Origin of the sequence: Curvibacter soli (assembly GCF_029211125.1) — a bacterium.
Taxonomy (GTDB): Bacteria; Pseudomonadota; Gammaproteobacteria; order Burkholderiales; family Burkholderiaceae_C; genus Curvibacter_A; species Curvibacter_A soli.
Map to the genome: position 1 here is coordinate 17,969 of NZ_JARGEN010000049.1, position 26,991 is coordinate 44,959.

At 68.3% G+C, this 26,991-nt stretch carries 27 protein-coding genes and 1 pseudogene; 16 read left to right on the plus strand and 12 right to left on the minus strand.

Features of this window, described 5'->3' with window-relative positions; all coding sequences use genetic code 11:
- A complete protein-coding gene (locus tag PY257_RS10935) occupies positions 1-987 on the minus strand; it encodes an alpha/beta hydrolase (RefSeq protein ID WP_275741676.1) in 987 nt (328 codons plus the stop codon).
- A gap of 160 nt (positions 988-1,147) precedes the next feature.
- Between PY257_RS10935 and PY257_RS10940 the strand changes: the two genes are divergently transcribed.
- The 3 genes from PY257_RS10940 to PY257_RS10950 all read left to right on the plus strand — a co-directional run bounded on the left by PY257_RS10940 (position 1,148) and on the right by PY257_RS10950 (position 4,217).
- Complete coding sequence (locus tag PY257_RS10940) at positions 1,148-1,774, plus strand: IS607 family transposase (RefSeq protein WP_275741679.1); 627 nt, start codon at positions 1,148-1,150, stop codon at positions 1,772-1,774.
- The gene (locus PY257_RS10945) at positions 1,768-2,970 is read left to right on the plus strand and encodes an RNA-guided endonuclease InsQ/TnpB family protein (protein ID WP_275741681.1); all 1,203 of its coding nucleotides are present in this window, start codon (positions 1,768-1,770) and stop codon (positions 2,968-2,970) included. The genes PY257_RS10940 and PY257_RS10945 overlap by 7 nt, the downstream gene beginning before the upstream one ends.
- Positions 2,971-3,080: 110 nt before the next feature.
- Positions 3,081-4,217 carry an iron-containing alcohol dehydrogenase gene (locus tag PY257_RS10950; protein ID WP_275741683.1) on the plus strand — a complete coding sequence of 379 codons (1,137 nt, stop codon included), beginning with the start codon at positions 3,081-3,083 and terminating at the stop codon, positions 4,215-4,217.
- A 73-nt stretch (positions 4,218-4,290) separates the two neighbouring features.
- Here the strand turns inward: PY257_RS10950 and PY257_RS10955 are convergent, their stop codons facing one another.
- The 3 genes from PY257_RS10955 to PY257_RS10965 all read right to left on the minus strand — a co-directional run bounded on the left by PY257_RS10955 (position 4,291) and on the right by PY257_RS10965 (position 7,830).
- The gene (locus PY257_RS10955) at positions 4,291-5,115 is read right to left on the minus strand and encodes an HDOD domain-containing protein (protein WP_275741725.1); all 825 of its coding nucleotides are present in this window, start codon (positions 5,113-5,115) and stop codon (positions 4,291-4,293) included.
- 48 nt (positions 5,116-5,163) lie between these two features.
- Positions 5,164-5,391 carry a hypothetical protein gene (locus tag PY257_RS10960; protein ID WP_275741685.1) on the minus strand — a complete coding sequence of 76 codons (228 nt, stop codon included), beginning with the start codon at positions 5,389-5,391 and terminating at the stop codon, positions 5,164-5,166.
- Positions 5,392-5,454: 63 nt separating this feature from the next.
- Positions 5,455-7,830, minus strand: coding sequence for a Tex family protein (locus PY257_RS10965; RefSeq protein ID WP_275741687.1), 2,376 nt, complete (start codon positions 7,828-7,830; stop codon positions 5,455-5,457).
- Between the two features lie 275 nt (positions 7,831-8,105).
- On the opposite strand from PY257_RS10965, the pseudogene PY257_RS10970 reads away from it, so the two are divergent.
- The 5 genes and pseudogenes from PY257_RS10970 to PY257_RS10990 form a co-directional block, all read left to right on the plus strand.
- Positions 8,106-8,261, plus strand: a pseudogene (locus PY257_RS10970) (LLM class flavin-dependent oxidoreductase); the annotation flags it as partial.
- 33 nt (positions 8,262-8,294) lie between these two features.
- A complete protein-coding gene (locus PY257_RS10975) occupies positions 8,295-8,924 on the plus strand; it encodes an Lcl C-terminal domain-containing protein (RefSeq protein ID WP_275741690.1) in 630 nt (209 codons plus the stop codon).
- A 128-nt stretch (positions 8,925-9,052) separates the two neighbouring features.
- Positions 9,053-9,244 carry a hypothetical protein gene (locus PY257_RS10980; protein ID WP_275741692.1) on the plus strand — a complete coding sequence of 64 codons (192 nt, stop codon included), beginning with the start codon at positions 9,053-9,055 and terminating at the stop codon, positions 9,242-9,244.
- Between the two features lie 123 nt (positions 9,245-9,367).
- Entirely contained in the window at positions 9,368-9,586 is a 219-nt protein-coding gene (locus PY257_RS10985; RefSeq protein ID WP_275741694.1) for a hypothetical protein, read from the plus strand.
- Positions 9,583-10,401, plus strand: a complete 819-nt coding sequence (locus PY257_RS10990) for a DODA-type extradiol aromatic ring-opening family dioxygenase (protein ID WP_275741696.1) — start codon at positions 9,583-9,585, stop codon at positions 10,399-10,401. Before PY257_RS10985 ends, PY257_RS10990 begins: the two co-directional genes overlap by 4 nt.
- Positions 10,402-10,619: 218 nt before the next feature.
- Here the strand turns inward: PY257_RS10990 and PY257_RS10995 are convergent, their stop codons facing one another.
- From PY257_RS10995 to msrA, 4 genes are all read right to left on the minus strand, one after another.
- On the minus strand, positions 10,620-12,731 hold the full coding sequence (locus PY257_RS10995; RefSeq protein WP_275741697.1) for a TonB-dependent receptor: 2,112 nt from the start codon (positions 12,729-12,731) through the stop codon (positions 10,620-10,622).
- An 88-nt stretch (positions 12,732-12,819) separates the two neighbouring features.
- Positions 12,820-13,209, minus strand: coding sequence for a hypothetical protein (locus PY257_RS11000; RefSeq protein WP_275741698.1), 390 nt, complete (start codon positions 13,207-13,209; stop codon positions 12,820-12,822).
- Between the two features lie 214 nt (positions 13,210-13,423).
- Positions 13,424-14,317, minus strand: a complete 894-nt coding sequence (locus PY257_RS11005; protein WP_275741700.1) for a pirin family protein — start codon at positions 14,315-14,317, stop codon at positions 13,424-13,426.
- Between the two features lie 5 nt (positions 14,318-14,322).
- Positions 14,323-14,865, minus strand: a complete 543-nt coding sequence (msrA, locus tag PY257_RS11010) for a peptide-methionine (S)-S-oxide reductase MsrA (protein ID WP_275741702.1) — start codon at positions 14,863-14,865, stop codon at positions 14,323-14,325.
- Positions 14,866-15,429: 564 nt separating this feature from the next.
- Here msrA and PY257_RS11015 point away from each other — a divergent pair.
- From PY257_RS11015 to PY257_RS11025, 3 genes are all read left to right on the plus strand, one after another.
- On the plus strand, positions 15,430-15,720 hold the full coding sequence (locus PY257_RS11015; RefSeq protein WP_275741729.1) for a hypothetical protein: 291 nt from the start codon (positions 15,430-15,432) through the stop codon (positions 15,718-15,720).
- Between the two features lie 163 nt (positions 15,721-15,883).
- Positions 15,884-16,570: a protein-L-isoaspartate O-methyltransferase family protein gene (locus PY257_RS11020; RefSeq protein WP_275741704.1), complete on the plus strand. Its 687-nt coding sequence runs from the start codon at positions 15,884-15,886 to the stop codon at positions 16,568-16,570.
- A gap of 11 nt (positions 16,571-16,581) precedes the next feature.
- A complete protein-coding gene (locus PY257_RS11025) occupies positions 16,582-16,935 on the plus strand; it encodes a rhodanese-like domain-containing protein (RefSeq protein ID WP_275741706.1) in 354 nt (117 codons plus the stop codon).
- Between the two features lie 28 nt (positions 16,936-16,963).
- Here PY257_RS11025 and PY257_RS11030 read toward each other — a convergent pair whose 3' ends face one another.
- On the minus strand, positions 16,964-18,283 hold the full coding sequence (locus PY257_RS11030) for a 3-deoxy-D-manno-octulosonic acid transferase (protein WP_275741727.1): 1,320 nt from the start codon (positions 18,281-18,283) through the stop codon (positions 16,964-16,966).
- On the minus strand, positions 18,280-19,674 hold the full coding sequence (locus PY257_RS11035) for a phosphomannomutase/phosphoglucomutase (RefSeq protein ID WP_275741708.1): 1,395 nt from the start codon (positions 19,672-19,674) through the stop codon (positions 18,280-18,282). The genes PY257_RS11030 and PY257_RS11035 overlap by 4 nt, the downstream gene beginning before the upstream one ends.
- A gap of 120 nt (positions 19,675-19,794) precedes the next feature.
- Here PY257_RS11035 and PY257_RS11040 point away from each other — a divergent pair, with 120 nt between their 5' ends.
- Together PY257_RS11040 and PY257_RS11045 are read left to right on the plus strand one after the other, a co-directional pair.
- Positions 19,795-21,363 carry a DNA-3-methyladenine glycosylase 2 family protein gene (locus PY257_RS11040; protein WP_275741710.1) on the plus strand — a complete coding sequence of 523 codons (1,569 nt, stop codon included), beginning with the start codon at positions 19,795-19,797 and terminating at the stop codon, positions 21,361-21,363.
- A 222-nt stretch (positions 21,364-21,585) separates the two neighbouring features.
- On the plus strand, positions 21,586-22,104 hold the full coding sequence (locus PY257_RS11045; protein WP_275741712.1) for a methylated-DNA--[protein]-cysteine S-methyltransferase: 519 nt from the start codon (positions 21,586-21,588) through the stop codon (positions 22,102-22,104).
- Positions 22,105-22,426: 322 nt separating this feature from the next.
- On the opposite strand, the gene PY257_RS11050 is transcribed toward PY257_RS11045, so the two are convergent.
- Positions 22,427-24,433, minus strand: coding sequence for a propionate--CoA ligase (locus PY257_RS11050; RefSeq protein WP_275741714.1), 2,007 nt, complete (start codon positions 24,431-24,433; stop codon positions 22,427-22,429).
- A gap of 174 nt (positions 24,434-24,607) precedes the next feature.
- Between PY257_RS11050 and PY257_RS11055 the strand changes: the two genes are divergently transcribed.
- Entirely contained in the window at positions 24,608-24,952 is a 345-nt protein-coding gene (locus tag PY257_RS11055) for a ferritin family protein (RefSeq protein WP_275741717.1), read from the plus strand.
- A gap of 2 nt (positions 24,953-24,954) precedes the next feature.
- Positions 24,955-25,278 (plus strand): hypothetical protein, encoded by a 324-nt coding sequence (locus tag PY257_RS11060; protein WP_275741719.1) that lies wholly within the window; start codon positions 24,955-24,957, stop codon positions 25,276-25,278.
- Here PY257_RS11060 and PY257_RS11065 read toward each other — a convergent pair.
- Complete coding sequence (locus PY257_RS11065) at positions 25,271-25,876, minus strand: isochorismatase family protein (RefSeq protein ID WP_275741721.1); 606 nt, start codon at positions 25,874-25,876, stop codon at positions 25,271-25,273. The genes PY257_RS11060 and PY257_RS11065 overlap by 8 nt on opposite strands.
- A gap of 81 nt (positions 25,877-25,957) precedes the next feature.
- Here PY257_RS11065 and PY257_RS11070 point away from each other — a divergent pair, with 81 nt between their 5' ends.
- Entirely contained in the window at positions 25,958-26,554 is a 597-nt protein-coding gene (locus tag PY257_RS11070; RefSeq protein WP_275741723.1) for a C40 family peptidase, read from the plus strand.
- The last annotated feature ends 437 nt before the right edge of the window (positions 26,555-26,991 follow it).

Genomic DNA, 26,991 nt, shown 5'->3' on the forward strand with positions numbered 1-26,991 from the left:
TCACTCAACGGGAGAAAAGGCGTTGCGCAGGGCGCGTGCGGCGTCGTGCTGGGCCTGGCGCGCTTCGGGAAGGGCGCGGCCCATCTTGATGAATTCATGCGTCACGCCGCGGTAGATCTCCAGATCCACCGCCACGCCGGCGGCGCGCAGCTTGTCGGCGTACTGCACGCCCTCGTCCACCAGCGGGTCGCATTCGGCCAGGCCCACCCACGCCGGGGCCACGCCGTCCACGTCGGGCGCATTGAGGGGCGCAAAACACCAGTCGTCGCGGTCGGCCTGGGTGCGCACGTATTGGCTGAAGAACCAGGTGATGGCCACCTCTTCCAGCACCAGCCCGTGGGCGTAGCGCCGGTGCGAGGGCGTGTCCTGGTGCGCCGTGGTGCCGGGGTAGATCAGCAGTTGCAGCGCCAGCGGCACGCTGGCGTCGCGGGCCAGGATGGCGCACACCGCCGCCAGCGTGCCGCCCGCGCTGTCGCCGCCCACGGCCAAGCGCGCCCGGTCGGCGCCGAGCGCGGCGGCGTGCGCGGCCAGCCAGGCCAGCGCGTCCCAGGCGTCGTCGCTCGCGGTGGGGAACTTGTATTCGGGCGCCAGCCGGTAGTCCAGCGACACCACCATGCAGCCCGCCAGCCGGGCCAGTTCGCGGCACAGCACGTCGTGCGTGGCGATGCTGCCGATGGTGAAGCCGCCGCCGTGCAGGTACAGCAGCAGCGGCAGGCCGGCCTCGGCGGTGGGCGCGTAGAGCCGCGCGGGCAGCGCGAAGCCGTCGCGCGCGGGGATGGAGAAATCTTCCACGCGCGGCAGCGCGGCGGCGGGCAGTTCCAGCACGCCCGCGCCTTTTGCGTAGGCGGCGCGCGCCTCGGCGGGCGGCAGGCTGTGCAGCGGCGGCCGGTGGGCGCGCGCCATGCGGTCGATCACGCCGCGCATCTCGGGCGTGAGGCTGGCGGGGAGCGCGTGACCTGTCTTGGTCGAATGAACGGGGTGAAGCATTCCCCCGAGCTTATGGGAAACGGGCGCTCTACCGGCAGTGCCCCCTGTGCAATTCCTGGCAGCGCGCACGGCCCGCAAGGCATGGGCGCGCGTCGCGGCGGCGATGAGGGTTTGAACAGGTCGAATAGAATCTATCCATATCCATGCTAATATCCCCTAGATGGAGAGATTGGTAGGCATAGGCGAAGCCGCACAAGCACTTGGCGTGTCGATCACGACACTGCGGCGCTGGGAAGCGGCTGGGCGGCTGAGTGCGGAGCACACGGCTGGCGGTCATCGTCGCTACGATCTGGCGAAGCTCCGCCCGGAGATGTTTCGCGCAGAAGACGAGGCGAGGCGTCGCACCATCGCCTACGCCCGTGTGTCCAGTCACGACCAGAAAGACGATCTGGAACGGCAGAAGCAGGTACTGGAACTCTACTGCGCCCGCCAGGGCTGGACGTTCGAAGTCATCGCCGACCTGGGCAGCGGCATGAACTATCACAAGAAGGGCCTCAAGCGGCTGCTCGATGCCATCATCGACGGCGAGATCGGGCGGCTGGTCATCACGCACAAGGATCGGCTGCTGCGCTTTGGCGCGGAACTCGTCTTTGCCGTCTGCGAGGCCAAGGGCGTGGAGGTGGTGATTCTCAACCAGGGCGATGATTCGACCTTCGAGGAAGACCTCGCCAAGGACGTGCTGGAGATCATCACGGTGTTCAGTGCCAGGCTGTACGGCAGCCGTTCGCGCAAGAACCAGAAGCTGCTCGATGGCGTTCGGACCGCCGTGGAGAATGCTGCATGCTGATTGCCCACAAGATCGCGCTTGACCCGAACAACGTGCAGACCACTTACTTTGCCCGCGCCGCTGGCACCGCCCGCTTTGCCTATAACTGGGCGCTGACCGAGTGGAAACGGCAGTACGAGGCGTGGAAAGCGGACAACAGCCAGCCCAAGCCATCGCAAGCGGCGCTGCGCCGCCAATTGAACGCGCTCAAGCGCGAGCAATTCCCGTGGATGCTGGAAGTCACGAAGAACGCGCCGCAGATGGCGATCATCCAGTTGGGGCAGGCGTTCCAGAACTTCTTTGCAGGCCGCGCCAAATACCCGCAGTTGCGCAAGAAGGGCGTGCATGACCGCTTCACGCTCACCAATGACCAGTTCAGCATCGACGGCTGCCGCATACGCATCCCCCATCTGGGATGGGTGCGTATGCGCGAGTCGTTGCGTTTCGCGGGCAAGATCTTGTCGGCCACTGTCTCCCGTGTGGCCGATAGGTGGTTTGTCAGCATTGACGTGGATACCCAGGATGATTCACACCTGCCCAAAGCCGAAAACCAAGGCGCGGTGGGCGTGGATTTGGGTGTCTCGGCACTGGCGACGCTCTCGACGGGAGAAACCATCGACGGCCCGAAGCCGCACAAGGCGCTGCTGGCCCGCCTGCAACGGCTCTCGCGCAGTCTGAGCCGCAAGCAAAAAGGATCGTCCAACCGCAAGAAGGCCAAAGGCAAGCTGGCCAAGCTGCATGCCCGCATCGCCAACATCCGGCAGGACGCGCTGCACCAGCTCACGATCGATCTGACGCGGCGCTTTCACACCATCGGCATCGAAGACCTGAACGTGCGCGGCATGGTGCGTAACCGCCATCTGGCGCGCTCCATCGCCGACATGGGCTTTTTCGAGTTCCGAAGGCAGATGGAATACAAGGCGGCGATGCGCGGCGGCCAGGTGGTGGTGGCGGCTCGCTTCTACCCGAGCAGCAAAACGTGTTCGGGCTGCGGGCACAGGCTCGAAACCCTGTCACTGGCCGTGCGCGAATGGACGTGCCCCGCCTGCGCAACGCACCACGACCGGGATGTGAATGCGGCGGTCAACTTGAAGAACATGGCGGTGAGTTCCACCGCGTCAGCCTGTGGAGAGGATGGCGCTGGCCGCGCTCGCAAGAGCGCGGTGAAACCAACCTCAGTGAAGCAGGAAGCAAGCAGCATATTTAGTCAGAAATGACTAGGTTTGCATAGGTATTGCGGAACGGTTTGCTTCATTCCCATGGCCTTGCCCGCCCTGTAGAGTTTTGTCCTGTTCCATCCCATTCCCCGCATTTGGCACGGCACCCCATGGCTCTCATCTACTACATCACCCAGGTCCAGTTCGATTTTGGCGCCGTCCGGCTGCTGCGGCAGGAATGCGAGCGCGTGGGCATCGCGCGCCCACTGGTCGTCACCGACCCCGGCGTCAAGGCCGCGGGGGTTTTGCAAAAAGCACTGGACGCCCTGCCCGGTCTGCCCGTGGCGGTGTTCGACCAGACGCCGTCCAACCCCACCGAAGCCGCCGTGCGCGCCGCCGTGGCGGTGTACAAGTCGAATGGCTGCGACGGCCTGATCGCCGTGGGCGGCGGCAGCGCCATCGACTGCGCCAAGGGCATCGCCATCGCCGCCACGCACGAAGGACCGCTGAAAACCTACGCCACCATCGAGGGCGGTTCGCCGCGCATCACGGAGCGCGTGGCGCCGATCATCGCCGTGCCCACCACCAGCGGCACCGGCAGCGAGGTGGCGCGCGGCGCCATCATCATCGTGGACGACCACCGCAAGCTCGGCTTCCATTCGTGGCACCTGGTGCCCAGGGCGGCGATCTGCGATCCGGAGCTGACGCTGGGCCTGCCGCCGCTCTTGACCGCCGCCACGGGCATGGACGCGATCGCCCACTGCATGGAGACCTTCATGGCCCCGCCCTTCAACCCGCCCGCCGATGGCATCGCGCTCGACGGGCTGGAGCGCGCCTGGGGCCACATCGAGCGCGCCACCCAGGACGGCGGTGACCGCGAGGCGCGGCTGAACCTCATGAGCGCCAGCATGCAGGGCGCGATGGCGTTCCAGAAAGGGCTGGGCTGCGTCCACAGCCTGAGCCACAGCCTGGGCGGCGTGAACCCGCGCCTGCACCACGGCACGCTCAACGCGCTGTTCCTGCCCGCCGTCATCGCCTTCAACGCCGAGGCTGAATCAGTGCGCAAGCAACAGTGCCTGCGGCGCATGGCGCAGGCGATGCACGTGGACACGGCGGGCGACATCGGCGAGGCCATCCGCGACATGAACGCGCGGCTCGGCCTGCCCAAGGGCCTGGCCGCGCTCGGCGTGACGCCCGCCCTGTTCGAGCAGGTGATCGACGGCGCCATGGCCGACCACTGCCACAAGACCAACCCGCGCACCGCCTCGCGCGAGGACTACCTGGCGATGCTCGAAGCGTCGCTGTAGATTCCAAACAAAATAGGCCCGCAGCGCTTGATCTGCCTGCGGTGGCAGCTATCAAAAAAGAAGCGCTGTCTGGCTATGCGAACTGGCTCGCCTCCTGGCCCGAAGTCCAGTCGATCGGTTCCTGCTGCAGCACCATGTCAATGTCGAGCGTGAGCGCCAGGCCCACCACGTCGGGGAAGGTGACGGCCATTTCCTTTTCGTCGAGCCGCGCCTCGCGTGCGCGGGCGCGCCAGGTGGCCAGGTGCACCACGCCGGCCAGCGGCTCGTAGGCGTCTTCCTCGAACGGCGCAGTCTGGTATTCCAGCGCGTCCACGATGGACTCGGGGAACTGCCATTCGCGCGCGAACCCCGCACTCACCTGCGCGTAGCAGTAGCCGAACGCGCGCTGCTCGGCCTTGGCGCGGCGCAGGTCCAGCGGGGGCATGGCCTCGTTGAGCTGCACCATCTCGGCATGCATGCCCAGGTGCATCACCAGTTCGCCCACGGCATGCAGCAAGCCGGTGGTGAAGGCGGCGTTCTGGTTGAGCTTGACGATGCCCGCGAGCAGGCGCGAGAGCTTGGCCACGTCGAGGCTGTAGCGCCAGAACTGCTGCATGTTCATGCCCGGCACCGACTTGAACGTGGTGCCCAGCGCCGCGCCCGCCACCAGCGAGCGCACATGCTCCATGCCCAGGATGGCCAGCGCCTCCGACACGCCGCCGATGCGGCGCGCGAGCTGGAAGTACGCCGAATTGGCCAACTGCAGCATGCGCGCCGTCAGTGCCGGATCGGTACTGACGAGCTGGCCCACGCGCCGCAGGTCGGGCTCGTCGCGGTCCAGCTCGGTCAGCAGCAGCGCGACCACACGCGGGATGCTGGGCAAGGCGGTGCGCGATGCCAGCAACTCGTTCAACTCCATGGCCATGGGGCGGCGGTTCCTGGGTGGGTAGAGGGGGCGGAGGAAGGATTATGCGGCCAGCCGCCGCGGCGTCAACGCGCTCGGCCCACCGGGCAGCCGGGCGAAGACCGATGCCAGCGCAGTGCAAGGCAGATAAAGCGCAAGGCGCCATCGGACAGCGAATAGTCCTGCCTGGAGCAGTTTGGGGTGGCCATCGGGGAGATCGCCTGATTCCAGTTCGGCACTCTCGATGGATTTGAAGCCTTCGACTTTTATCTTGCGCAAGGTCTTTACCATGCCTCACCGTCTGGCCGGGGCGGGCTTTGACGGCGGGAATGCATTCTTCTTGCCAAGTCGTGGCTACTTACGCAAACCCTGCAGCTTGGCGAACGCATCCGCCATCGCGCTGCCGCCCACGGCCGGCCCGCCCCCCTGCCAGCGCCCGGCGCCCCGCCCTGCCCCTTCGAAGCGATTGTCGCGCGGGCCGTCCCTGCGCGCGGGTGCGGCGTCGAGCTTCATCGTCAGGCCGATGCGGCCCCGGCCCACGTCCACTTCCATCACCTTCACCTTGACGATATCGCCGGTCTTCACCACCTCGCGGGCGTCGTTGACAAACTTGTGGCTCAACTGGCTCACGTGCACCAGCCCGTCCTGGTGCACGCCCAGGTCCACGAAAGCGCCGAACTGGGCCACGTTGCTGACCGTGCCTTCGAGCACCATGCCTTCCTTGAGGTCCTTGATGTCTTCCACGCCCTCGTTGAAGCGCGCCACCTTGAAGTCCGGGCGCGGGTCGCGACCCGGCTTTTCCAGCTCGCAGAGGATGTCCCTCACGGTGATGACGCCGAACTTCCCGTCCGCGAACAGCTCGGGCTTGAGCGTCTTGAGCATCTCGGCGCGGCCCATCAGCTCGGCCACGGGCCGGCCCGTCTGTTCGATGATGCGCTCCACCACCGGGTAGGTCTCGGGGTGCACGCCGGTCATGTCCAGCGGGTTGGCGCCGCCGCGGATGCGCAGGAAGCCTGCGCTCTGCTCGAAGGTCTTGGCGCCCAGGCCGGTGACCTTCAACAAATCCTGCCGGCTGGCGAAGGCGCCGTTGGCCTCGCGCCAGCGCACCACGGCCTTGGCCACGCTGCCGGAGAGCCCCGACACGCGACTGAGCAGCGGCGCGCTGGCGGTGTTCAGGTCCACGCCCACGGCGTTCACGCAGTCTTCCACCACGGCGTCGAGCGTGCGCGCCAGCTCGCCCTGGTTCACGTCGTGCTGGTATTGGCCCACGCCGATGCTCTTGGGGTCGATCTTCACCAGCTCGGCCAGCGGGTCTTGCAGGCGGCGGGCGATGCTGGTGGCCCCGCGCAGGCTCACGTCCACGTCGGGCATTTCCTGGCTGGCATATTCGCTGGCGCTGTAGACCGAGGCTCCGGCCTCGCTCACCACTATCTTTTCGATAGCTGCCACCGCAGTATTTATGGGCGCTGCGGCCTGTTTTCCCAATAACTTGATGAGGTCGGCGGCCAGCTTGTCCGTCTCCCGGCTGGCGGTGCCGTTGCCGATGGCGATCAGGTTCACGCCGTGCTTCATGCACAGCCGGCCCAGCGTGGCGAGGGCGCCGTCCCAGTCGCGGCGCGGCTCGTGCGGATAGACGGTGGCGGTTTCCACCAGCTTGCCCGTGCTGTCCACCACGGCCACCTTGACGCCGGTGCGGATGCCCGGGTCCAGGCCCATCACGGTGCGCGCGCCCGCCGGAGCGGCCAGCAGCAGGTCGCGCAGGTTGTCGGCGAAGACCTTGATGGCCACCTTCTCGGCCTCCTCGCGCAGGCGGGCGAACAGGTCGCGCTCGGTACTCATGCTGAGTTTGACGCGCCAGGTCCACGCCACGCACTTGCGGATCAGGTCGTCCGCCGGGCGGCCCGCGTGGCTCCAGCCCAGGTGCAGGGCGATCTTGCCTTCCGCGATGCTGGGCTTGCCGGGTTCGGGTTCGACAGGAAGCACCAGCCTGGCCTCCAGGATCTCCAGCGCCCGGCCCCGGAACACCGCCAGGGCACGGTGCGACGGCACGCGGCCTATCGGCTCGTCGTAGTCGAAATAGTCGCGGAACTTGGCCACCTCGGGGGCGTTTTCATCCTTGCCGTCCACCCTCCTGGATGCCAGCAGGCCCTCGACCCAGAGCCATTCGCGCAGGGACTGCACCAGCGCGGCGTCCTCGGCCCAGCGTTCGCTCAGGATGTCGCGCACCCCGTCGAGCACCGCCGGCACGGTGGAGAAATCAGCGCCGGGCCTGCCGTCGTCGAGCACCTCGGGCGGGCGCAGGAAGGCCCGGGCCTCGACGGCCGGGTCGAGCGTGGGATCGGCGAACAGCCTGTCGGCCAGCGGCTCGATGCCGGCTTCGCGCGCGATCTGGCCCTTGGTGCGGCGCTTCTGCTTGAACGGCAGGTACAGGTCTTCCAGCTCCTGCTTGGTCGGTGCGGCGGCTATCTGCGCGCGCAGCGCGTCGGTCAGCTTGCCCTGCTCGTCGATGCTCTTGAGCACGGTGGCGCGGCGGTCTTCCAGTTCGCGCAGGTAGGACAGCCGCGCCTCCAGTTCGCGCAGCTCGATGTCGTCTAGCCCGCCCGTGGCCTCCTTGCGGTAGCGCGCGATGAAGGGCACCGTGGCGCCGCCGTCGAGCAGATCCACGGCGGCCTGCACCTGGTGCGCGGCAACACGGATTTCAGCGGCGATCTGGGCGATGATTTTCTGCATGTCGGGCAAGATGAAACGGAAAGCGGGCGAGTGTGCCACAGGCGGCGCGGGCGCTTGGGATACTATGTTTTTGATAGCTGTCAGCGCAGATATATCAAGCGCTGGAGGCACATATTGCCTCTGCATCCTCCAGGGAAAATAGGGGTCAGATTCGAATTGTTCCGCCTACTACCCGTACAGCGAGGAAGGGCTGGGAACCTCTTGAAACCGCCGTTTTCCTGCCCATCACTGGCTGAGATTGCCTGCAATTTTCGGATCTGCTGATTTTTTTGGGCAACCTCATGTTTCCCTTCCTGTCCGCCGGACTCGACGCCTGCGTCGAAAAGGCCGTTCCCGAACTGAAGCGCCGCGGCATCTTCCGACGCGAATACGAGGGCCGCGCCCCGCGCGAGAACCTGGGCCTGCCCCGACCGGCGAACCGGTTTTTCTGAATGGGCGACGGAAAGCGCCGACAATCCAGCGCCATGAAGACCTTGCAGCCGCCTCCGAACCGCTGGCCCCTGCCAGTCCGCGCCGCCGGCGCGCTGCTGCTGGGCGCGGCAACCTGCCTGGCGGGCCGGGCGCAGCAACCGTCGGCGGCCCCGCCGCCCTCCCCGCCACCCTCCCCGCGCTTCCAGCCCGCGCCGGGCGGCGCCTCCGTGATCGACACCACCTACCGGCTCGAATGGCAGCGCTGCGTGGAAGGCATGGCGTGGAATGGCAAGACCTGCACCGGCACGCCCCTGCGCATGGCGTATGCGCAGGCCCAGACGCTGGCCCTGGAGCGCGGCAAGGCCGACGGCACGGGCTGGCGGCTGCCGCGCGCCAACGAGCTGCGCCGGCTGTGGGACAAGTCCGCCAAACCGCCGGGCCTGGACATGCGCTACTTTCCCGCCGCGCCGCTGGACTGGCACTGGAGCAGCACGGTCAGCATCGCCACGCGCCTGAACAACCCCTACAGCTACGGCACCGCCGCGCAGGGCAACCAGGCCGGCGGCGCCGTCATCGGCACACGCCAGGCCTGGGCCGTGGACATGGCGAGCGGCGAAGCAAGCGCGAACATGGGGCGCGGCGAGGAACTGGTGGTACGGCTGGTGCGTTCGCTGGCGCAATAGGCCAGCCCACGCCGACAGCCACCGGGATTCGCCCTGCCGGCCAAGCCGACCCGGACCGACCCCGATTCCCACGCTGGAAACCGGGTAAAGGTCATGGTGATGCAATTCACAAGGCAAAGAATCGATACATGGACTTGTACAAGCCAGGCGCCCGCTTCCTGCTCCAGGGCCGGGAGGTCACGGTTGATTTCGTGCTGATGCAGCGCGGCAGGATGCGCGTCTATCTGCGCGGGGATCCCAAGGCGCACGACCCGTCGGAGCTGCAGCCCCTGGCCCCCATGCCGGCAAAGGCCAGCGAATCCACCGTGCGTAAAAAATAGGGCCGGCATCGTTCAAATTTTTGGAACGCTCCATCCAAACGGCAGCCATCGACTCCCGGGTGGATGTCCCTACATTCAACCTGGAAACAGCAGTTGACCGCTTTGTATTCCTTGACAGGCCGCATGAAATCTATCGTTGATGACTCCGATGGCGTTCACCTTTTGGGTGAGAGCGCTATGCACCCGCCAGCACCGCGCTCGGCGCGCCATGCGGCGTTGCTCCTCCTTGCGGGCAATAGCCCGCCGCGTCGTCGCGTCTTGCCTGGCACCCCGATCACGGCACCGGCAGGCGCATCCAACTGCCGTTTCCAGGTTCATGGCAAGGAATCACGCAAGCCATGACGCAACACACCACCCTTCCCCGCCTGCCCGTCTACTTCATCTCCCACGGTGGCGGCCCCTGGCCCTGGATGCGGGCCGAAACGGGCGGCGCCTACGACAAGCTGGCCGCTGCGCTGGCCGACATGCCGCGCCAGGTGGGCCGCACGCCCCAGGCCATCCTGATGATTTCCGCCCACTGGGAGGAAGACGTGTTCACCGTGCAGGGCAGCGCCCAGCCCGGCATGGTCTACGACTACGGCGGCTTTCCCGAGCACACCTACCACGTGCACTATCGCAGCGCCGGCTCGCCCGCGCTGGCGCAGCGGGTGCTGGACCTGCTGGGGGCCGCCGGCCTGCCCGCCGGCTTGGATGCCAGCCGCGGCTACGACCACGGGATGTTCTCGCCCATGCGCGCCATCTACCCCGAAGCGCAGGTGCCCGTGGTGCAGCTCTCGCTCAAGAGGGGGCTGGAGCCGGCGGCGCACCTGGCGCTGGGCCGCGCCCTGGCGCCCCTGCGCGACGAGGACGTGCTCATCATCGGCAGCGGCCTGACGTACCACAACCTGCGCGCCTTCGGCCCGCAGGCGCGCGCGCCTTCCAAGCTGTTCGACGACTGGCTGCTGCAGACCGTTGTGCAAGCGCCGCCGCCGGCGCGCACCCAGGGCCTGCTGGACTGGGCCGCCGCGCCCGCTGCGCGCTTGTGCCACCCGCGCGAGGAGCACCTCATCCCCCTGATGGTGGCCGTGGGCGCTGCCGAAGCGGAGCCCGCCAGCCGCGTGTACCACGAGGACGCCTTCATGGGCGGGCCGGCGGTGTCGAATTTCCGGCTGGGCTGACGCGTCCGGCGGATGCGCCGGCAACTACCATTTTGATAGCTGGTGCCGCAGGCAGATCAAGCGCGAGGGGCTTGTTTGATGCTCAATGCCCGGCCCACGGCCCGACCAGCAGCAAGATGGCCGGCAGCGCCACGGTGGCGGGGTGGTTCACGCGCAGGGCCCAAGCAAAGCCGGCAATGGTAGCGGCGCCCGCCTCGCCCTGCTCTGCGCGCCCCGCGTCAGAAACTCGCCTGCAGGCCGATCTTCAGGCTGCGCCCCGGCAGCGGCGCTTTCGGAAACGCGGTGCTGGTCAGGATCGACGTGGCGCTGTAGGCCAGCTTGTCAGTGATGTTGTCCAGCCGCGCATACCACAGCAGGCTGGCCGGGGTGGTGCCGGCCTGCACCTTGGCACGGTAGGTGAAGGCCGCCTTCCACAGCGTGTAGGCGTCGGTGGCGCGGCTGCCGTCGTCGGGCACGCGGTTTTGCGCGGCCAGGTGGTCGAAGCCCAGCCGGGCGCCCCACGGTCCTTCGCCCCAAGCCAGCGTGGCGCCCAGGCGAGCGGGCGCGATGCGCGGCAGCGGTTCGTTGGTGTCGAGGTTGGTGGCGCGCACTAGGTCGCCGCGCAGGTCCAGGTCGAGCACCGAGCCGTCCGCCGCCCTGCCGGCCACGCCGCGCTCACCCAGCAGGCGCACGGTGCCGCTGGCCTCCAGCCCGGTGAAGCGGGCGCGCACACCGTGGTAGGCGTATTCGGGGAAGGCTTCCTCGCCGCTGGCGGGGTCGGGGTTGCGTTCTCCCTCGCCGCTCAGCGTGTCGCCCGTGGGCACCAGACCGATGTAGTTGCCGAAGCGGCTGATGTAGGCATTGACGTTGAACTTGTGCGGGCCGTCCTTCCAGCCCGCGCCGATGTCGAAGTTGGTGGAACGTTCCTTCTTCAGGCTGGCATCGCCGGTTTCCCAGGCCGCGGTGGCCACGTGGGGGCCGTTGGCATACAGCTCGTAGTCCTTGGGCGCGCGCTCGGTGTAGGCCAGGTTGCTGGTCAGTTGCCACTGCGGCGCCAGCCACACCAGCGCCCCCACCGCCGCGCTGTGCGGGCTGAACTTGTGGCTGTCGGGCGCGAAGCGGTCCACGTCGGGGTTGCCGAACGAATCCACCTTCACCTGCTCGGTGCGCGCGCCGAAGCTCAGGCGGCCCCAGCCGGTGGCGAGTTCTTCGTGGATGAAGAGCGCGTCGCTGCGCGTGCGGCTGAAGGGGACGAATGCCTCTTCGCCCACGGCGGAGAAGCGGGTGGCGTCGCTCTGCAGGCCCACCACGCCTTCCAGCGGGCCCAGCCTGGCGTGGCGCACTTCCACGCGCAGGTCGTTGCCGTCGTTGGCAAAGCGCGTGCCGGGCTCACCGCCCTCGAACTCGGTGTGCTCGTAGCTGGTGTGGCCGAACTGGGCCTTGATGTTCTGGATGAAGTCCATGGGGTTGCGCCACAGCCCTTCGAGCGCGTAGCGGTCGCTCTGCATGCCAATGCGCACGTCGTCCTCGGCCACCGTGCCGTAGCTGCTGCGGTAGGTGGCGGCCGATGCGCCCAGATAGCCATGGTCGAAGAACAGCGTGCCGCCCACCGCGCCGCCGTGCGTGCTGCTGGCGGAATTGCAGATGCGCCGCCCGAAGCCGGGCGTGGCAGAGTTTTCGCAATCCAGGTCCGTGGGCACCTTCACGTCCTGCGTGTGGCGGTCGAACGCATCGACGTGCAGCGCGAAGCGGTCATTGCTGCCCTCCACCAGCACGCCGGCGCTGCGCTCGTGGTTGCCGGTGGCGGCGCCCAGGTCGGCGCGGCCCATCACGCCGTCGAGCGGCTCGGTGGGGATGCGGTTGTCGATCACGTTGACCACGCCGCCCACGGCGCTGCCGCCGTACTGCAGTGCACCGGGGCCGCGCAGCACTTCGATGCGCTCGATGGTCAGCGGGTCGATCGGCACCGCGTGGTCGTAGCTCAGCGCCGAGGCGTCGAGCGTCGCACCGCTGTTCTGCAGCACGCGGATGCGGTCGCCGTCCTGTCCGCGGATGATGGGCCGGCTGGCGTTGGGGCCGAAGTACGTGGCCGATACGCCGGGCGTGCCGTCGAGCGTGTCGCCCAGCGTGGTGCCGCGCCGCAGCGTGAGTCCGTCGCCGCTGTAGGTGGCCGCCGGGGCGATCAGGTCGCTGCTGCCCAGGGGGTTGCCGGTGACGGTGACTTCCTTCAGGCTTTGCGCGTCGGGGGAGGCGTCCTGCGCGGACGCGAGGGAGGGTGACAGGAGGGCCGACGACGCGGCCCAGGCGAGGATGGCAGCGCTGACGGCGCTGCGGCGGAATGCTGGATTCATGGGTTTTCCGAAAAAAGAGACGCAACCAGGGGCAGCCAGCCGCCGCACGCGCGGTGCGTGGGAAGCGGGCCCTACGGAGGGAAGCGGTTCAGCGGAAAACCGGCGGCGCGCGTGCCTGGAACGCGGCGGCCAGCGCCACGGCCAGCCGGCCCGTGGCAGGCGCGGCAAAGGCTTGCACGGCAGGCAGCAGCGGCAGCGCCTGCGCCAGCACGGGCGCTGCGCCGCCGCCGTGGCTCAACTGGTCGAACAGGTGGCAGTCGGCAGCCGTGCCATGGCCGGCGAACAGGGCGGCCCAGCCATGGGCATCGTCATGCGCCTCGCCGGCATGCGCGCCGTGGGCATGGGGCCCGTGCAGCACCTCGTGCATCTGCCCCAGCGCGGGCGCCAGGCACAGGGCCAGCAGCAGCGCCCACAGCCAGCGCGGGCTGGCAGCGCCGCGCAGGCGCTGCAGAAGGGGCACGGATGAAGGCGCGGGCATGGAGGGCGATCATTCTAGTGCAGTGTTCAACGCTAAGCAGCACATAAAACCGCGCCTTTTGACGCATGGCGGCGTTGCAAATCCTCGCGATAGCTGGGGCTATCGCTGTGGTTTGCGCCTTGCCCTGCGCCAAAACGCATCGCTTTTATTTGTGCCGCCAAGCATCGAACACTGCACTAGTCGCCCTCCCCCGGTGCAGGCAGCGCTGCGCGGCTCAGGCGCCCGTTGGCGCGATCTGCCCGAAGCGTCCGCTGTTGAAGTCCGCGATGGCCTGGCGGAGTTCTGATTCGCTGTTCATCACGAATGGCCCGTATCCGGCGATGGGCTCGTCGATCGGCTCGCCGCCGAGCAGCAGCAGCGTGGCGTCGGTGTCGGTGTCGGTGTCGGTGTCGGCCACGATTTCAACCCCGCCGCCGGCACGGTCGAACTGCGCGAGTTCCACCTCGCGCACCACCGTTTCGCCGTTGACCCGCACCGTGCCGTGCAGCACGACCAGCGCCAGCGTGTGGCCGTCGGGCGTTTCGAAGCGGGCCGTGCCACCCTGGGCGAGCCGCACGTCCCACACGTCCATGGGCGTGAAGGTGCGCGCGGGCCCGTGCCGGCCACCGAAGGCGCCGGCGATCACGCGCACCCGGCCCGCGCCGCCGGGCAGGGCCACGCCGGGAATGCTGGCGTCCGCCAGGGTCTGGTAGCCCGGCGCGGCCATCTTGTCCCTGGCCGGCAGGTTGACCCAGAGCTGCACCATCTCCAGCGTGCCGCCGCGCCCGGTGAACGCCTGGGAATGGAATTCCTCGTGCACGATGCCGCCCGCGGCGGTCATCCATTGCACGTCGCCCGGGCCGATGTGGCCGCCCGCGCCCGTGGAGTCGCGGTGCTCCACCTCGCCCTGGTAGACGATGGTCACGGTCTCGAAGCCGCGGTGCGGATGCTGGCCCACACCGCGCGGACGCGATGCCGGGGCGAACTGCGCCGGGCCCGCGTAGTCGAGCAGCAGGAACGGGCTCAGTTGCCGGCCCAGGCCGTCGTAGCTGAACAGCGAGCGCACCGGGAAGCCGTCGCCCACCCAGTGCGGGCGCGGCGCGGCGTGGACGCCAAGGAGTTTCTTCATGGATGTCATTCGGGCTTGAGATGGCGCGCAAAGGTCTTGCGGAACTTCTCCACCTTCGGGCCGACCACGAAGGCGCAATAGCCCTGGTTCGGGTGCTTGGCAAAGTAGTTCTGGTGGTAGTCCTCGGCGGGCCAGTAGTTCGCCAGCGGCTGCACCTCCGTCACGATGGAGGCGCCGCCGAACAGCCTGTCGGCGGCCATCTGGCGCAGCATGGCCTCGGCCTGCTGCTGCTGCTCGGGCGTGTGGGTGTAGATGCCGCTGCGGTACTGTGTGCCCACGTCGTTGCCCTGGCGGTTGAGCGTGGTCGGGTCGTGCGTGGCGAAGAAGATTTCGAGAATCTCGTGCAGGCTGATCTGCTGATCGTCGAACTCCAGCCGCACGGCTTCGGCGTAGCCCGTGTCGCCCGTGCAGACCTGCTCGTAGCTCGGGTGCGGCACGCGGCCATTGGCATAGCCGCTTTCCACGTCGGTCACGCCGCGCACGCGGTCGAACACGGCCTCGGTGCACCAGAAGCAGCCGCCCGCCAGTGTGATGGTTTGTGTCGTCATTGCCCTCCTCCTGGGGTGTGCTGGCGCATTGTGGCCCGCAAATCCGATGCCGGTGTGGCAGCATGCAAAAACCTTCCACGCGCCGGTAGTTCAACATCGAAAATGCCATCCAGCGCTTGCTCTGCCTGCGTAGGATGCTATTTTTCTGATAGTCCCGCAGCCCCTGCCGGCCAACCGTCTGGAGTCTGGTTGACGCTGCAAGGCAGGATGTCTACATTGATCCTAAATCCGGCAGTTGAACCAACCGAAAAACTGAAGAAACCCAATATCCATGCGGGTTTCCAAAGACTTCGCGTGACTGCAGAGCAGTTCCAAATGGGTGAGTCTGGAAAGCATGGAAACTCAATGCATGACAGGCACTTGCTCGAATTTTGGGGATTCAACTGCCGTTTCTAGGTTGATAGCCAATCAGTCATCAATACGACTTACGCGAAACAGGTCGAAGCCAGTCGTCCTCTCCCTGGCGCAGCCCCTTGCCGCATCCTTCGATTTGCGTAAGTCCTCATGAAACCGCATGCCGCTCCCCCAGCTCCTCTGCCGTGCCAAGACCGACGCCGCGCCGCCGTGCCGCCGCGCCGCGAGCGCCGCAAGGAGGCCCGCCCCGGGGAACCGCTGGACGCCGCGCTCGACCTCTTCGTCGAGAAAGGCTTTGCCGCCACCCGCGTCCGCGCCGAGGTGGTGGGGCCGGCGCAGGGCCTGCTGCACCAGATGCTGGAGCGCGGCATGGCGCGCGCGGCGAGTTCCGCACGGAGTCGATGCCGAGCGTGCAGCCGCCTAGTGCAGTGTTCGATGCTTGGCGGCACCAATAAAAGCGATGCGTTTTGGCGCAGGGCAAGGCGCAAACCACAGCGATAGCCGTAGCTATCGCGAGGATTTGCAACGCCGCCATGCGGTCAAAAGGCGCGGTTTTATGTGCTGCTTAGCGTTGAACACCGCACTAGAATCGAAAAGCTTGCCCCCCGCGCGACATGCCCCCCACATCCCATTCTTTCTTTTTTCTCCCGGAGCCCTGACCGCCATGAACCTGCCCTTGAACACCGAAGCAGACATCGCCGACCCGCTGGCGCAGGCCCGCTTCAACATGGTGGAGCAGCAGATCCGCCCCTGGCATGTGTCGGACCCGCGCATCCTCGACCTGCTGGCCGAAGTGCGGCGCGAGGATTTCGTGCCCGCCGAGCACGCCGCGCAGGCGTTCATGGACCTCGAAATCCCCCTGCCCGGCGGCCAATGCATGCTGGCGCCCAAGGTAGAGGCGCGCTTCCTGCAGGATCTGCAGATCCAGCCGCACGAGCGCGTGCTGGAGATCGGCGCCGGCTCGGGCCACATGGCCGCCCTGCTCTCGCGGCTGGCCGCCAGCGTGGTCAGCGTGGACATCCGGCCCGAACTCGTGCGCATGGCCCAGGCCAACCTGCGCAAGGCCGGCATCGCCAACGTGCAGGTGCTGCAGGCCGACGGCGCCGTCGGCGCCATCTCGGGCGGCCCGTTCGACGTGATCGTGGTCAGCGGCTCGGTGGCCCGCGTGCCGCAGAACCTGCTCGACCAGCTCAAGGACGGCGGACGGCTCGAAGCCGTGGTGGGCGACGAGCCCATGATGCGCGCCACCGTCGTGCGCCGCACGGGCAGCAGCTTCGTCGTTTCCGAGCCGTGGGACATCGTCGTGCCCCGGCTGGAGCACTTCCCCGAGCCTTCGCACTTCAGCTTCTGACGCGCCCGCAGATGATCGCCCAGGTCCGCCCCGCCCAACTGTCCGACTGGCTCGCCGCGCAGGCCGGCGCCCCGGACGCTGAACCACCCGTCGTGCTGGACGTGCGCGAACCGTGGGAGCTGCAGACCGCCAGCGTGGCGCCCGAGGCCGGCTTCCGGCTGGTGGCCATCCCCATGGGCGAAGTGCCCGCCCGCCTGGGCGAACTGGAGCCCGAACGCCCCGTGGCCTGCCTGTGCCACCACGGCGCGCGCAGCCTGCGCGTGGCGTCGTTCCTGGCGGCCAACGGCTTCGCGCAGGTCGCCAACATCGCGGGCGGCATCGACGCCTGGTCGCATGAGCGCGACGCGGGCGTGCCGCGCTACTGAAAAGCCAGCCGAACCGCGCGAATAGCCCTCAAGTTCTTGCGCCGACCGAAGCCGCCAACAATGCCGCCGCTGCGGCCATGCGGTCAGCGATGCCTTGCTGCGCCGATGCAAACTCCGATGCGGCGCGCACCATCGCTTCATGCCGCTGCGGATTCATGGCCCAGGCATAGGCCTGGGCCACGGCAGCATCCAGCGATGCAACGCGGGCGGCAGCCCCCAGGCGCTGCGCTCGCTGCGCCGCCTCGGCGAAGTTGAAGGTGTGCGGCCCCATCACGACCGGGCAGCCGCAGGCCGCTGCTTCAATCAGGTTCTGCCCGCCCAGCCGGGCGAAGCTGCCCCCGAGCAGCGCCACGTCGGCCAAACCGTAGTACAGCGCCATCTCGCCCAGGCTGTCGCCGAGCCAGATGTCGGCGGGCTGCGGCGGGCCGTCGCCCCATGTGCTGCGGCGCGATACGCTGAAACCGGCCTGCCTGATCAGCGCCGCCACGGCATCGAAGCGCTGCGGGTGTCGCGGCACGACCAGCCACTGCACGCCGCTTGCTACTGGATTGATAGCTGCCAGCGCTTGATCCACCTGCGCTGGAGGCCGAAAACGCTTCAAGCTTTCCAGCCACATCGCCTCCTCGCCCTCGCGCGAACTGGCCAACAGCAGCACGGGCCGGCCCATGGCGGCACGCCAGGCACGGCCTTGCGCGAGCTGCGCCGCGTCGGGCGCGGCGTCGAACTTCAGGTTGCCGAACACGCCCGCCACCGGCGCGCCCAGGCTGCGCAGGCGCTCGGCGTCGGCCTCGGTCTGCGCCCATACCGCCGTGAGCGCGCCATAGGCGGGCCGGGCCAGCGCGGCCAGCCGCTCGGCTTGCCGCAGCGACTTGGCGCTGAGCCGCGCATTGGCCAGCGCCAGCGGCACGCCATGGGCGCGGCAGCCGGCAACGAGGTTGGGCCAGACCTCGGTTTCCATGAGGATGCCCATCGTCGGCTGGAAGTGGCGCAGGAAGCGCCGCACGGCGCCCGGTGTATCCCACGGCTGCCAGACCTGCACGTCGCCTTCGCGCAGCAGCTTTTGCCCCTCAACGCGGCCCGTGGCGGTGCCGTTGGTGAGCAGCAGGCGCATGCCGGGCAGGCGTTCGCGCAGTGCGGCCAGCAGGATGGCGGCGGCATGGGTTTCGCCGAGCGATACGGCGTGGATCCATATGTAGCCGCTGCCGGGCGGCTGGGTGTAGCGGCCGAAGCGCTCGTCGACCGCCTGCAGATAGCACGGCTCGGCCACCCCGCGGCGCGCGAGCTTGGCACGCAGCCACGGCTGGCCCAGCCAGGTGGCGAGGCAATACAGGCCGCGCAGCAAGCTCAGTGGGCGCAAGCACCGAGCTTTGCGTCGGGCTTCACTTGCCGCAGCAGCCCGAGCATCGCACCCTCGATGCGGTGCAGCGCCTCGGGCGTCTGGCCCTCGAAGCGCAGCACCAATACAGGCGTGGTGTTCGATGCGCGGATCAGCCCGAAGCCGTCGGGCCAGTCCACGCGCACGCCGTCGATGGTGCTGACTTCCGCCGGGGCGTCGAAGCGGGCGATCTCCACGAGCTGCTTGACCAGCGCGTGCGGTTCGCCCTCGGCGCAGGCCACGTTGAGCTCGGGCGTGGAATGGCTCGTGGGCAGCGCGTTCAGCACGGCGCTCGGGTCTTTCTCGCGGCTCAGAATTTCCAGCAGGCGCGCGCCGGCGTAGGTGCCGTCGTCGAAGCCGTACCAGCGCTCCTTGAAGAAGATGTGGCCGCTCATCTCGCCGCCCAGCGGCGCGCCACGTTCGTTTTTACTGTCGCGCATGCGGGCCTTGATGAGCGAGTGGCCGGTGCGGTACATCACCGGCACGCCGCCGGCCTCGCGGATGGCCGGGGCCAGGCGCTGGGTGCACTTCACGTCGAACACGATCTCGCCGCCCGGCACGCGCGAGAGCACGTCGCGGGCGAACAGCATCAACTGCCGGTCGGGGAAGATGTTGTTGCCGTCCTTGGTCACGATGCCCAGCCGGTCGCCGTCGCCGTCGAAGGCCAGGCCCAGCTCGGCGTCGCTGGTCTTCAGCGCGGCGATCAGGTCCTGCAGGTTGGCGGGCTTGCTCGGGTCCGGGTGGTGGTTGGGGAAGCTGCCGTCCACCGCGGTGAACAGCTCGACCACCTCGCAGCCCAGGGCGCGGAAGATCCCGGGGGCAGAGGCGCCGGTCACGCCGTTGCCCGAGTCGATGATGACCTTCATGGGCCTGGAGAGCTTCACGCCCGTGGCGATGCGCTCCTTGTAGGCCGGCAACACGTCGGCCTGGCGCACGCCGCCGCCCGCGCGCAGCGTCCAGCTCTCGGCCTCGATCGTCTGGCGCAGGGCCTGGATCTCGTCGCCGTAGATGGCCTTTCCCGCCAGCACCATCTTGAAGCCGTTGTCGTCGCGCGGGTTGTGGCTGCCGGTGATCTGGATGCCGCTCTGGCACAGCGTGGCGGCGGCGAAGTACAGCATGGGCGTGGTGACCATGCCGATGTCGATCACCTGCACGCCCGCCTCGGTGAGCCCGCGCACCAGGGCGGCTACCAGCGCCGGGCCGCTCAGGCGCCCGTCGCGGCCCACGGCGACGGTGGTTTCGCCCGCCGCCAGCGCATGGGTGCCGAAGGCCCTGCCGATCGCGTGGGCCACCTCTTCATTGATGGTGACGGGTGTGGTGCCGCGGATGTCGTAGGCCTTGAAGATCGACGGGGTGATCTGCATCGGGAAATCCTTCGAGGGAGTAGATGGTGTGGACAGCAGCGACCATTGTAGGCACCGGGCGCGGGCTCGCATGTCCGGAAATGGCGCATCCGCGCGGGGTACGCGGCCTATCATCCATGCATGCAAGACACCCCTGGCTCCATCGACGACGCAGCCGAGCGCGACGTCTGCTGGCGCGCGCTGAAGGCGCACGACGCGCGCTTCGACGGCAGCTTCTTCACCGCCGTCATCTCCACCGGCATCTACTGCCGCCCCGTGTGCCGCGTGAAGCTGCCGCGCCGCGAGAACTGCCGCTTCTTCCACCTGGCAGCGCAGGCCGAGGCGGCGGGTTTCCGCCCCTGCCTGCGCTGTCGGCCCGAACTGGCACCGCGCGCGGGCCCGGGGCCCGCTTGGAGCACCGAGGACGCCACCCGCATCCTCGCGCTGCAGGCCGCGCGCCTGATGGACGAGCCCGACGCCTGGGCCGCTGGCGAGCCGCCCGGCGCCGCCCGCGTGGCCGCGCGCCTGGGCGTGAGCGACCGGCACCTGCGCCGCATCTTCGAGGCGCATTTCGGCGTGTCGCCGCTGCAGTACCTGCAGACGCGCCGTCTGCTGGCGGCCAAGCAGTTGATCGCCGACACGCGACTGCCCATGGCCGAGGTGGCCGCCGCCAGCGGCTTCGCCAGCGTGCGTCGATTCAACAGCGCCTTCTCGGGCCGCTACGGCCTCAACCCCAGCGCACTGCGCCGCGCGGGCGCGGCGGCGCCGGGGCCGCACGCCACCGTGGTGCGCCTGGGCTGGCGCCCGCCCTACGACGCGGCGGCGATGCTGGATTTCTTCGCCCGCCGCGCGCTGCCGGGCATGGAGGCGGTGGACGGCGCCCGCCTGATGCGCACGCTGCGCGTGGGCCAGGGCGCGCAGGCCCGCTGCGGCTGGCTGGCATTGCGCTTCGACGTGCCGCATGCCCGCGTGCTGCTGGAGGTGGGCGATGCGCTGGCCCCGGCACTGCCCGCGGTGATCGCCCGCGTGCGCGCCATGCTCGACCTAGACGCCGACCCGCAGGCCATCAACGCCGCGCTGCACGCCCGCTTTCCGCTGGGCGACGGCCTGCGCGTGCCGGGTACGCCGGACGGCTTCGAGCTGGCGGTGCGCGCCGTGCTGGGCCAGCAGGTCACCGTAGCGGCGGCGCGCACGCTGGGCGGGCGGCTGGTGGCCGCGTTCGGCGAGGCGGTGGAAACGCCATTCGCCGGCATGGCGCGCCTTTTCCCCACCCCCGCCGCGCTGGCCGCGGCCAGCGGCGACGCGCTGGGCCGGCTGGGCATCGTGCGCCAGCGCCAGGCCGCATTGCAGGCGCTGGCGCGCGAAACCGCCGCGGGCCGGCTGGCGCTGTACCCGGGCGCCGACGTGGCCGCCACCTGTGCCGCGCTGCGGGCGCTGCCCGGCATCGGCGACTGGACGGCGCAGTACGTCGCCATGCGCGCGCTGCGCTGGCCCGACGCCTTCCCGGCCGGCGACGTGGCGCTGCAAAAGGCGCTCGGCGTCGCCACGGCGCGCGCCGCCGAAGCCGCAGCGCAAGGCTGGCGGCCCTGGCGCAGCTATGCGGTGCTGCGGGCCTGGCATGCGCCCTGCACGGATACTCCTGAATTGATCCTGGAAACGGCAGTTGACCGCTTCGTATCCCTTGCCAGGCCGCATGCAATCGAGCGTTGATGGCTTCGATCGCGTTCACCTCGTGGGTGAGAGCGCTATGCACCTGCCAGCACCGCGCTCGGCGCGCCATGCGGCGTTGCTCCTCCTTGCGGGCAGTAGCCCGCCGCGTCGTCGCGTCTTGCCTGACGCCCCGATCACGGCACCGGCAGGCGCATCCAACTGCCGGTTCCAGGTTGATAGCTGCCAGCGCAGGTAAAACAAGCGCTGGAGCCTGATTTGACCATGAAAAAACTATTCCCCCCCCTCTACACCATGCACCTCCAGAGCCCGCTGGGCGGCGTGCGGCTGGCCGCCAGCGACGCGGGCCTGGCGGGCCTGTGGTTCGACGGGCAGCGCCACAGCCCCGACACCACGGGCTGGCGGGATGCGCCCGCCGGCACACCCGCCGCCGCGCTGCTGCGCGAAGCCGCCGAACAATTGCTGGGCTACTTCGCGGGCCGGCGGCCACAGTTCTCGCTGCCGCTCGATTTGTCGCGCGGCACCGCGTTCCAGCAGGCCGTGTGGCAGGCGCTGCAAGCCATTCCGCGCGGGCGCACCACGACCTACGGCGCGATTGCCGGGCGCCTGGGCCGGCCCGCCGCCGTGCGCGCCGTGGGCGCCGCCGTGGGGCGCAACCCGGTCAGCGTGGTCGTGCCCTGCCACCGCGTGCTGGGTGCCGACGGCGGCCTCACGGGCTATGCGGGCGGGCTGGAGCGCAAGTCGGCGCTGCTGGCGCTCGAAGGCGCGGGGGGTGCGCAGTGAGCGCCGCGCCAGAAGCCTGGCGTGCCACGGATATTTTTGATACTCCCAGGGAGTATGCATATATACCGCCCTTATCTAGGGCGACAGCAAGGTGATGCATGGGGAGTATGCAGTTTCCGACGCCTGCATCGCGCCGGCCACCACGTCGATGCTCAACGCCAGCACCAGCATGTTGCAGGCCAGGCGAGGGGCCAGGGCACGGCCAGCGTGAGCGGCCCCGCCGCGATGCTGTAGAACAAGCGGCGGGTGCTGGCGTTTTCCGCGAAGTGCTGGTGCAGGCGTCGTTTGCGCATGCAGCCATTGCGGCGCCTGGGGCGCGGCGCTATCCCTGCGCCAGCGCCCTCGCCTGCTCCAGCGCGGCGGGGTCTTCCATGGTGGTCAGGTCGCCCGGGTCGCGCCCCTCGCACACGGCCTGCAGGGCGCGGCGCAGCAGTTTGCCGCTGCGCGTCTTGGGCAGCAGCGCGACGATGTGCACGCGCGCGGGCCGCGCCACGGCGCCGAGCTGGCCGTCCACCAGCTTCATGATCTCGCCCTCCAGCCGCAGCCGCGCGGCAGCGTCTAGACCCGTGGCATCGCGCGCCACGGCGAAGGCCATCGCCACCTGGCCCTTCAGCGCGTCGGCCACGCCGACCACCGCCACCTCGGCCACGCCGGCGTGCTGGGCGATGCATTCCTCGATCTCGCGCGTGCCCAGGCGGTGGCCGGCGACGTTGATCACGTCATCGGTGCGGCCCAGGATGAAGTAGTAGCCGTCCTTGTCGCGGATGCCCCAGTCGAAGGTGCTGTAGATCTGCCGGCCCGGGATGCTGCCCCAGTAGGTGCCCACGAAGCGCGCGTCGTCGCGCCAGACGGTCTGCATGCAGCCCGGCGGCAGCGGGCCTTCGATGGCAAGGACGCCCTTCTGGTTGGGCTCCTTCAAATCCTCGCCAGTGGCCTCATCGACCAGCCGCACGTCGTAGCCATACATCGGAAAGCCGGGGCTGCCCAGGCGCGTGGGCAGCTTCTCGACGCCGCGCGCGATGGTCAGGATGGGCCAGCCGGTCTCGGTCTGCCAGTAGTTATCGACGATCGGCACGCCCAGGGCGTCGCTGATCCAGTGCGCCGTCGGCTCGTCGAGCGGCTCGCCGGCCAGGAACAGCGCGGTGAGGCTGGAGAGGTCGTACCGGCGCAGGTACCGCGGGTCCTGTTTTTTCAGCACGCGCACCGCCGTGGGGGCGGAAAACATGTGCGTGACCCGGTACTTTTCCACCAGGCTCCACCAGACGCCGGCGTCGGGCCGCGTCGGCAGCCCCTCGTACAGGATGGTCGCCATGCCGGCGATCAGCGGGGCGTAGATGATGTAGCTGTGGCCGACGACCCAGCCAATATCACTGGTGCAAAAAAAGACCCCCACGCTCCGCCGCTCGCGCGGGTCGCCGCCCCCAGGCGCAGGCGCGTCCTGCGCTCCGCTTGGACATGGGGCCGCCTTTTCACCTTGGGGCGGCCCGGCGGTGAAAAGAGTCTGCCCGGCCTCGGCGTCGAAGATGTGGCGCATGCTCGCCGCCAGCGCCACGGCGTAGCCACCGGTGTCGCGCTGCACGCCCTTGGGGCGGCCCGTGGTGCCGCTGGTGTAGAGCGTGTAGCTCGGGTGCGTGGCATCGACCCACTCGCAGGCCACCTCGGCATTCAGGTGCTGCTCGCGCAGCGTGGTCCAGGCGTGGTCGCGCCCCGGCACCAGGCTCATGGGCGCCAGGCCGCGCTCCACCATCAGCACCTGGGCCGTCTTGTGGTGCGCGATGCGCAGCGCCTCGTCGAGCAGTGGCTTGTAGGGCACGACCTTGCCGCCGCGCGAGCCGGCGTCGGCGCTCACGATCACCGTGGGCTCGGCGTCGTCGATGCGCGAGGCCAGCGAACTCGCCGCGAAGCCGCCGAACACCACCGTGTGCAGCGCGCCGATGCGCGCGCAGGCCAGCATGGCGAACGCAGCCTCGGCGATCATCGGCATGTAGAGCAGCACGCGGTCGCCGCGGCGCACGCCCAGGGCGCGCAGCACCGCCGCCATGCGCTGCACCTCGACGTGCAGCTCGCTGAAGGTGTAGCTGCGCTCCTGCCCGGTTTCGGTGGAAACGCAGATCAGCGCGGGCTGCAGGGCCCGTTGCGACAAGTGGCGGTCCACCGCGTTGTGGCACAGGTTGGTGGTGCCGCCCACGAACCAGCGCGCGAACGGCGGGTGGCTGTAGTCGCAGATCTGCTGCGGCGGCTGCTTCCAGTCGATGAGTTCCGCCTGCTCGGCCCAGAAAGCATCGCGCTCGTCCAATGAGCGCCGGTAGAACTGCGCGTAATCCGCCATGGGTGTCTCCTGGTCATTGTCGCGGGCCACGTGGCATGGCCCTTGCGACGCCCCCATTATTGATGACAGACTGTCTGAATATCGTGCTAAAAAAGTTTTGTTTCTTGTGAGAGACTAACATGGTCACGGAGTCGCAACGCAACACGCATTTGCGCCCAAACCAGGAGAATACCCATGCCAAGTTTCGGATCCCCCTTTTCAGGGCTCGCCAACGACAGAAAACTCACTCCCCAGGAACTGGTCAGAGCCATTCGTTTCATGGTGGCCTCGGAGTATGAGGCCACCCAGCTCTACATGCAGCTGGCCGAATCCACCGACCACCCGCTGGCCATCAAGGTGCTGACCGAAATTGCCAACGAAGAACTCGTCCATGCGGGCGAGTTTCTCAGGCTGCTGCATGCGCTGGCGCCGGAGGAGGCGAAGCTGTATGCCAAAGGGGCCAGGGAAGTTGAAGAAAAAATCGAAGCATGGCAAGGCAAAGCCCAAGCTGAAACACCCGCCCACCAGCCAAGCAATTGATTGTGCTTGGGTGCGATGACGAACAGATTGAAGCGCGTCGCGCGCCTATTCTCAAAGTGCACATCAAGCCTTTGGTGCTGCTTTTGATTCACAACAACCCTTCAAGGAAAGCAACTACTCACCCCCATGAAAAGGATGCGCGAAAATCCAAAGCAATGCAAAAACTACCCGATTTGAGTGAACTCAGCCACAGCGATAAAGACGAGTTGATTCGTCTTTTGTGGTCGATGCTTCAGGGTCAGTCGAAACAGGTTTCCGTATTGCAAGGGCAGGTTGGCGCGCGGCACACGTGGGCTTCATCTTCATGCTTGTGTGCTGTTATTTGATGAGCGTCAGGGCTTCGCGGAACAGCGGGTGCTCCGCGGTGCGCAGCCATTCGAAGGCCACCATCTCCATGGTCACGAGTTCCGCGCCGGCACCGGCCAGGCGGTCGAATGCCGCATCGCGGTTGCGCTCGGTGCGCGAGCCGCAGGCATCGGTCACCACCCACACGTCGAACTCGTCCTCGATCAAATCGAGCGCCGTCTGCAGCAGGCACACATGGGCTTCGCAGCCGGCGATGACGATGCTGCCGCGCTCGGGCGCCTGCGCCTGGGCGGGCTTCTGCAGGTGCCGCGGCAGGCTGCGCGCGTTGCCGCCCTGCGGGCGCGCGGGCGGGCGCAGCCATTCGCCCAGGCCTTCTTCGGCGGCGCTGAAATGCATCTTGGCCAGCGTCCTGGCGCACAGCGCGCGCAACTCGGGCGCGTTCTCACCCAGGCGCGAGGGGTTCTGCTCTGTGCCCCACACCGGCACATCGAGCATCCGCGCGATCCGCGCGAGCCGCAGCGCCTGCGCGAGCACGGCGGCGCCGTCGTGGATGGCGGGCATCAGGCGGGCCTGGTAATCCACCAGCACCAGTTGGGATTCGCAAGCGTCGAGCAGCATGGGACAGGTCTTTTTCTCAAATGTAATCAGCCCGTATTTTCGCTTGACGCCCCGGACTGGGGTCGATTACCCTTGCGCCCCATGTCCCGATGGTTCTGCGTCTTGTTACTTGTCTGCGCAAGCGCCCATGCGGCGCCGGCGGCCTCCCCCTCCCCCTCCGCCCCCACCGCCCCCACGGCGGACGACATCCACCAGCTTCTCGCGGACCAGGGCCTGATCGAGCGGATCGACCATGTGCGCCAGTCGGTGCGGCAGCGCGCCTCTGAACTCGTCGTCAACGCCATGGGCTTCCTCGGCGTGCCCTACCGCCGCGGCGGCAACGATGCCGACACGGGGTTCGACTGCAGCGGCTTCGTGCGCGCCATCTATGAACAGACCGTGGGCCTGCTGTTGCCGCGCCGCGCCAACGAGCAGGCCGCCGCCACGCAGAAGATCGACAAAAACGATCTGCAGCCCGGCGATCTGGTGTTCTTCAACACCCTGCGCCGCGCGTTCAGCCACGTGGGCATCTATGTGGGCGACGGCAAGTTCATCCATGCGCCCAGGCCCGGCGCGCAGGTGCGCGTGGAAGACATGGACCTGGGCTACTGGCGCCGCCGCTTCGACGGCGCGCGCCGCGTGGTCACCGACCACGACACGCCCGCCGCCGCCGCGGACGAAGCGGACGCCGTTCACTGACCGCGAGGCCCGGGCGCCCTTTCGCCAAGGCACCGCCCCCACGCGCCATGCGCAACCGGCTCATGAAATCCGAGCCCGGCGAGTGCGCCCGACAAGTCCAAGCTCAGCGCGTGGCGCAACAGTTGGACGACAAGTAGGGGCGACTCCGGTTCGGTGTGCTTCACGCAGACATGGCAGCGACCACGAGCACGGTCATATTGGCCGCCACTCCAGCCGGTAGCAATAGCCTGAAACCGTGACCACCCCATTACGAATCAGCCTCAGTAGGTTGGCAGTGATAATCTGGGACACTCCCGGATCAATGAAATCAACGACCTCTGGCACCAACTGAGGTTCTGATTATCCCTCAGAATCGCCGTTTTTCATAGCCGCAGTCTTGTCCAACGAGGTATGAGCCTGGAGCCGGGCTCGTGATTCCACTGAGCAATGAGCCTGGC

What these genes read in the sequence shown, in the direction of transcription:
- msrA (WP_275741702.1), bottom strand. Translation starts at nt 14,865, where the DNA reads ATGACGACACAAACCATCACACTGGCGGGCGGCTGCTTCTGGTGCACC.
- PY257_RS10960 (WP_275741685.1), bottom strand. Translation starts at nt 5,391, where the DNA reads ATGGTAAAGACCTTGCGCAAGATAAAAGTCGAAGGCTTCAAATCCATC.
- PY257_RS10955 (WP_275741725.1), bottom strand. Translation starts at nt 5,115, where the DNA reads ATGGAGTTGAACGAGTTGCTGGCATCGCGCACCGCCTTGCCCAGCATC.
- PY257_RS10990 (WP_275741696.1), top strand. Translation starts at nt 9,583, where the DNA reads ATGACGCAACACACCACCCTTCCCCGCCTGCCCGTCTACTTCATCTCC.
- PY257_RS10995 (WP_275741697.1), bottom strand. Translation starts at nt 12,731, where the DNA reads ATGAATCCAGCATTCCGCCGCAGCGCCGTCAGCGCTGCCATCCTCGCC.
- PY257_RS10985 (WP_275741694.1), top strand. Translation starts at nt 9,368, where the DNA reads ATGAAATCTATCGTTGATGACTCCGATGGCGTTCACCTTTTGGGTGAG.
- PY257_RS11025 (WP_275741706.1), top strand. Translation starts at nt 16,582, where the DNA reads ATGATCGCCCAGGTCCGCCCCGCCCAACTGTCCGACTGGCTCGCCGCG.
- PY257_RS11065 (WP_275741721.1), bottom strand. Translation starts at nt 25,876, where the DNA reads ATGCTGCTCGACGCTTGCGAATCCCAACTGGTGCTGGTGGATTACCAG.
- PY257_RS11040 (WP_275741710.1), top strand. Translation starts at nt 19,795, where the DNA reads ATGCAAGACACCCCTGGCTCCATCGACGACGCAGCCGAGCGCGACGTC.
- PY257_RS10975 (WP_275741690.1), top strand. Translation starts at nt 8,295, where the DNA reads ATGAAGACCTTGCAGCCGCCTCCGAACCGCTGGCCCCTGCCAGTCCGC.
- PY257_RS11070 (WP_275741723.1), top strand. Translation starts at nt 25,958, where the DNA reads ATGTCCCGATGGTTCTGCGTCTTGTTACTTGTCTGCGCAAGCGCCCAT.
- PY257_RS10935 (WP_275741676.1), bottom strand. Translation starts at nt 987, where the DNA reads ATGCTTCACCCCGTTCATTCGACCAAGACAGGTCACGCGCTCCCCGCC.
- PY257_RS10980 (WP_275741692.1), top strand. Translation starts at nt 9,053, where the DNA reads ATGGACTTGTACAAGCCAGGCGCCCGCTTCCTGCTCCAGGGCCGGGAG.
- PY257_RS11020 (WP_275741704.1), top strand. Translation starts at nt 15,884, where the DNA reads ATGAACCTGCCCTTGAACACCGAAGCAGACATCGCCGACCCGCTGGCG.
- PY257_RS10950 (WP_275741683.1), top strand. Translation starts at nt 3,081, where the DNA reads ATGGCTCTCATCTACTACATCACCCAGGTCCAGTTCGATTTTGGCGCC.
- PY257_RS10945 (WP_275741681.1), top strand. Translation starts at nt 1,768, where the DNA reads ATGCTGATTGCCCACAAGATCGCGCTTGACCCGAACAACGTGCAGACC.
- PY257_RS10965 (WP_275741687.1), bottom strand. Translation starts at nt 7,830, where the DNA reads ATGCAGAAAATCATCGCCCAGATCGCCGCTGAAATCCGTGTTGCCGCG.
- PY257_RS11055 (WP_275741717.1), top strand. Translation starts at nt 24,608, where the DNA reads ATGCCAAGTTTCGGATCCCCCTTTTCAGGGCTCGCCAACGACAGAAAA.
- PY257_RS11045 (WP_275741712.1), top strand. Translation starts at nt 21,586, where the DNA reads ATGAAAAAACTATTCCCCCCCCTCTACACCATGCACCTCCAGAGCCCG.
- PY257_RS10940 (WP_275741679.1), top strand. Translation starts at nt 1,148, where the DNA reads ATGGAGAGATTGGTAGGCATAGGCGAAGCCGCACAAGCACTTGGCGTG.
- PY257_RS11000 (WP_275741698.1), bottom strand. Translation starts at nt 13,209, where the DNA reads ATGCCCGCGCCTTCATCCGTGCCCCTTCTGCAGCGCCTGCGCGGCGCT.
- PY257_RS11050 (WP_275741714.1), bottom strand. Translation starts at nt 24,433, where the DNA reads ATGGCGGATTACGCGCAGTTCTACCGGCGCTCATTGGACGAGCGCGAT.
- PY257_RS11005 (WP_275741700.1), bottom strand. Translation starts at nt 14,317, where the DNA reads ATGAAGAAACTCCTTGGCGTCCACGCCGCGCCGCGCCCGCACTGGGTG.
- PY257_RS11035 (WP_275741708.1), bottom strand. Translation starts at nt 19,674, where the DNA reads ATGCAGATCACCCCGTCGATCTTCAAGGCCTACGACATCCGCGGCACC.